Consider the following 463-nt stretch of genomic DNA (forward strand, 5'->3'; position numbering starts at 1 on the left):
TCGCAATCGCGATGACAAGCGGCAATATCCCCCCAACGAAAAACACCGAGCGCCAGCCCATCGAAGGCAGCAGGCTTGCGCAGAGCAACCCTCCGGCGATTGCCCCGCCCGTGAAGCCGCATGAGACCCAGGCCATCAGCGAGGCTCGATATTTCCGCGGACTGTATTCGCTCACCAACGCAGCGGCATTGCCCATCACGCCACCAATGCCCAAACCGGTCAGGAAGCGAACCACAAGAAACGCCGGAATACTATGCACAAGCGTGGTGCCGAGCATGCATAGCCCATAGAACACCGTCGCGCCGGCCAGAACCGGCCGGCGCCCCACCCGGTCGGCCATCGCGCCCAGCACGATCGAGCCCGCGAGCATCCCCAGCAAACCTGCGCCGAAGACCGGCCCGAGGTCCGCCGCGCTGATGCGCCACGCCTGCACGATCGCCGGCGCGACAAAGCCCATGGTCTG

General features: G+C 65.2%; 1 protein-coding gene. It reads right to left on the reverse strand.

What is annotated here, in order from left to right:
• A partial coding sequence (locus tag FAZ69_RS33045; protein WP_136899659.1) for an MFS transporter occupies positions 1-463 on the reverse strand: 463 nt, incomplete at both ends.

Source organism: Trinickia terrae, from assembly GCF_005144415.1.
In the GTDB taxonomy this organism is placed as follows: domain Bacteria; phylum Pseudomonadota; class Gammaproteobacteria; order Burkholderiales; family Burkholderiaceae; genus Trinickia_A; species Trinickia_A terrae.